This window comes from Gemmatimonas sp. (assembly GCF_044345575.1).
In the GTDB taxonomy this organism is placed as follows: domain Bacteria; phylum Gemmatimonadota; class Gemmatimonadetes; order Gemmatimonadales; family Gemmatimonadaceae; genus Gemmatimonas.
The window spans coordinates 1-4,180 of the sequence record NZ_JBIJAW010000287.1 but is presented as its reverse complement, the minus strand read 5'-3'; the positions used below and the strand labels follow the sequence as shown (position 1 = coordinate 4,180).

General features: G+C 67.2%; 2 protein-coding genes. Both read right to left on the bottom strand.

Annotation, left to right across the window (positions count from 1 at the left end):
* The coding region (locus tag ACIQ6O_RS13710) for a carboxypeptidase regulatory-like domain-containing protein (RefSeq protein WP_396208349.1) at nt 1–2,788 on the bottom strand (2,788 nt) is incomplete at its 3' end.
* Between the two features lie 146 nt (nt 2,789–2,934).
* Nucleotides 2,935–3,831, bottom strand: coding sequence for a carboxypeptidase regulatory-like domain-containing protein (locus ACIQ6O_RS13705; RefSeq protein WP_396208348.1), 897 nt, complete (start codon nt 3,829–3,831; stop codon nt 2,935–2,937).
* Nucleotides 3,832–4,180: the final 349 nt, after the last annotated feature.

Sequence of the window (4,180 nt, the reverse complement as noted above, 5' to 3'; positions counted from 1 at the left end):
TGGTCTGGATGAAGAGGCGGAAGTCGCGATAGCGGAAGTTGTTCTGCCAGCCGAACCGGAGCCCCGGGTTGGAGTCGCCGATCTTGCCGTACCAGAGCACGCCGTCGTCGGTACGCCGCGGGATGGGGTGTCCCCACCGGTAGTTCACGCCATCGATGTTGAGCGTGGTCCCCCAGAGGTTCTTGGCCACACCGTCGCGCCACGTGTTGCCGGCGCCCACGGGGACCACGTAGCCCTCGTTGTTGACCACGAACTGGTTGAGCGAGTTGCGGTGAACGGCGGGGAGCTGCGAGGGATTCTCGATGATCATGTTCCCCCACATCTCGCTGATGGGGGTGGTGTCGCACTTGTACTGCAGGCCGTCGTCGAAGCAGGTGCGGCCGAAGCGCTTGGTGTACAGCCACGCCTTGTCGGCGGTGAACAGCACATCCCAGCGGAGCCCCTTGGGGTTCGTGAGGATGGCGCCCTGCAGCGTGGCTTCCAGAATGCGTCCGCCGATGTGCGCCGGGTTGGTGACCTGCACCTGGTAGCCGGTCACGGCCGGTGCCGGGATGTTCACGAACACATCGCGGCTGGCGTTGCGCACGAAGGTGACGGTGCCGGAGATCCGTGACTTGTACGCGACGTCGAGGCCGAGCTCCTCTTCCTTCGTGAAGGTGGGGGAGATGTTCACGTTGCCGAGGGAGCTGCGCCGGATGGCGCCGGTCCCGTCGGAGCTCATGGACTCGTACTGGTTTGAGAATCCGGGGTTGAGCCCCGTTACGCCGTAGCTGTAGCGCAGCTTGAAGACGTTGAAGTTCTGCAGCGGGAACCACGACTCTTCGCTGAGCAGCCACGCGGCCGAGGCGCGGCCGAAGGTGTTCCAGCGGTTGGCGCGCCCGAACAGCGAGTTTCCTTCGCGACGCACGAGGAAGTCGCCGATGTAGCGCTCCTTGAAGGAGAGGCCGAGGCTGGTGATCGAGCCCAGCACGCGGTAGTCGGTGAGGCTGTTGGTGGTGGTGCGCACCGTGGCCTGCGACATGGCCTTGAGCCCTTCGGTGGAGAACTGCGTGCCCGTGGTGGCCAGGTTGTTGTTCACCTCGCGGCGGGCTTCACCGCGCTGCGAGAGCCGGATGGTGAGGTCGGAGATGCTCTTCACCGCCGACGCCGTGCCGGTGAAGATCCAGCCGCCGTTACCGGTGTTGCTGACGAAGAGACTGCCAAGGCTGGGGTTGAGACCGCCCGTGCTGGTGACGAGCGGTGTGCCCCTGGGCGTATAGCTGGTCTGGTTGTTGTCGCCGCGGTCGTAGTTGGCGTCGGCCGAGAGCGAGAGCCAGCTGGTGGGGCGGAAGCTGCCGTTGGCGTTGAGCAGCGTGCGCGAGCGCTCCACGACGTTGTCGGCGATGTACTGCGTGTAAAGCGGGTTGGTGTAGAGCGTGACCGAGTCGGGGACGATCACGTACGGGAAGCCGTTCACCGCGGGGAAGGGGGCGACTTCCCGCAGGTTCACGTCCGTGTCGATGCGGTAGAAGTTGTTGAACGAGGGGGCGGACACGTCCTGCACGCCGCGCGTGTGGTTCATGGACAACCCGACGGTCACCTTCTCGCTGAGACGCGAGTCGATGTTGAGGCGCAGCGAGTGGCGGGTGTACCCCTCGTTGTTCTCGAGGATGCCGGGGTTGCCGTTGCGGGTGTAGGCGAGGTTGTAGTTGGTCGCCGCGCTGTTCCCCTGCACCTGGATCTGCTGCGTGTTGAAGTTGCCGGGGCGGAAGAAGAGGGCCGCGTGATCGTAGGTCTGGCCCCGGAACGGCTGATCCATGAAGCCGTACTGGGTGAGCGCCCGCTGGGCGCGCGGCACCACGGCATTGTTGGCATCGAGCCAGCGCCCCTGCTCATCCTGTCGGAAGGCGTGGAACTGGTTCTTGGGGAGATTGGTCTGGAACTGGTCGGTGCCCTGTTCCACGCGCACCTGGAACTGGTTCGCACCGAGCGCGAGGCCGCGGCCACGCTTGGTGGTAATGGCGATCACGCCGGCGGCGGCGCGGGAGCCGTATAGCGAGGCGGCCGCCGCGCCCTTGATCACTTCGATGGACTCGATGTCCATCGCTTCGATGTCCTGCGTGGTGACGCTCTGCCCCTGATTGAGGAAGACGCCGTCGACCACGAAGAGCGGGGCGGGGGCCGATCCGCCTTCGGTGATGCCGGAGATGGGCGTGCGCAGCACGATGTTCACGCCCGACCCGGGTGCGCCGCTGGGGCGGGTGATCGCCACGCCGGCCACCTTACCGGCGAGGATGCCGGCAGCCGAACCGGTCGGCGGGATCGGGATGTTCTCGCTGGTGATCTTTTCCACCGAGATGGTGGACTTGGCCACCGAGGTGGCGTCCATCGTACCGGCCACGGTCACCTGATCGAGGCGGGTGGCGGCGACGGAGAGCTTGAAGGTGACGGTGGCCACGCTGTCGGCGATAAGCCGGACATTGTCGACGCGCTGCGCGCCGTACCCGATGCGCCGCGCTTCAACCGGAAAAATGCCGACGGGGGCGCTGGGGATGGCGAATCGGCCATCCGGTCCGGTACTCGCCGTGATGGGGGTCCCCACCACGAAGATGTTGACGCCGGGCAGCGGCTGCCCCGTGGCGACATCGGTGACCACCCCGGAGATGCGGGCGCGGCGGGCCGCCGTGCCGTTAGGGGTGGCGGGGGCGGCGGGCCGAGACGGCTGCGCCTCGGCGAGCGATGGGAGCCAGAGCGCTGCTGCGAGCACGGCAGCGGCGCTGTGGGACAGCAGACGGGGAGTGAGAGGCATGCGGGAGCGTCCGTCGTGCAGTGGAGGGGGGAGCGCGATCGTCCCCAAAGGGATGATTGCGCACGCCCAAACTACGTACGGACCACAACTCCGCCAGTCCTGTTCAGCACGCCAAATACGGCAGTCCGCCCGTCCCTCCCCCTTGGCTACCGCCGCATGGTATTGATGATGATGGCGCCGCAGCGGTCGGGGCGCATCGGGAGCCCCGGGAGGAGCACGGTATTGGGGTAGACCTCGACGCTCCGGAAGGACATCGGGTCGAGCTGGCCGACGCCGTCGTTCTCGATGGGCGTGTTGTCCAGATAGAACTGCAGCGGGCACCCGGAGCCGTCGGCGTTCGGGTTCATGATCCCGGTGCCGGCCCGGAGCGAGGTGGCGATGACCAGGCCGCGTTCCTGCTCGGATCGTCCCCGCCGCACCACGATTCCGGGCACTCCCTGAATGAGCTCCGCGATGGAGTACGGTCGCTGCTCGAGAATCTGCTCCCGGGTGTAGAGCCGCCCGGCCCCGACCTTGAGTTGCATGAGCCGCTCGGCGAGCACCTCCGCATTGGCCGCGGCCGCGTTCGTCCGTGCGGTGATCTCCACGGCGGTGAGCGTGCGCGGATAGCGCCGCAGCAGCAGGTGCACGGAGTCGTTGGCGGCACTGCCGACCACGACCTCACGCACGAACGGCACGTACCCGATGCTGCGGGCGACCACGACCTGCGGCCCGGCCGGCGGGTCGGCGATGCGCCACACGCCGCGCGCATCGGTACGGGCGCGCTGCCCGGCGCGGGCGAGGTAGATGTCGACATCGGGCATGGGTCTGCCGATGGCATCGACGACCGTGCCGATGAGGAGGCCGCGCGCCCCAGGGCTCTGCGCCGCGTCGGTGCGCGCGGCCCGGTCCTGCGCGGCGAGCGGTACGCCGAGGGCGTGGCTCAGGACGACGGCGATGACGGGGAGGTGTCGCACCGCGAACGTGGCTCCTGTGCGATGGAAGGGCGACCGGATCCGTCGCGCGAGGGCGTCGATCCGCAGCGTGGTGAGCTTCTCCCGCATCCCGTCTCCTGGGCCTCAAGGTGGTGACCCGGTGGTTCCGGGTGGCAAGAAGCTAATTCATGGGCGCGAATTCGCGGACGGGCCGCGGCATTTCTGGGGTGCGCGGGGGGGACGCGCGAGCACGGAGATCACCGAGGTGGGTGAGCGCATGGAGAACAGCAAATGCTTTCGCGGTTCTTTGTGTCCTCACGATGCTCGGTGAGCTCGGTGTGGACGCGTTCCAACCTTGAGGACGGCTGGCTTGGCCGGGGGGACGCGTGAACACGGAGATCACCGAGGTGGGTGAGGGCATGGAGAACAGCAAATGCTTTCGTGGTTCTTTGTGTCCTCACGATGCTCGGTGAGCTCG

Bases quoted from the DNA above. Each gene is read 5' to 3' on its own strand.
- ACIQ6O_RS13705 (WP_396208348.1), bottom strand. From the start codon at position 3,831: ATGCGGGAGAAGCTCACCACGCTGCGGATCGACGCCCTCGCGCGACGG.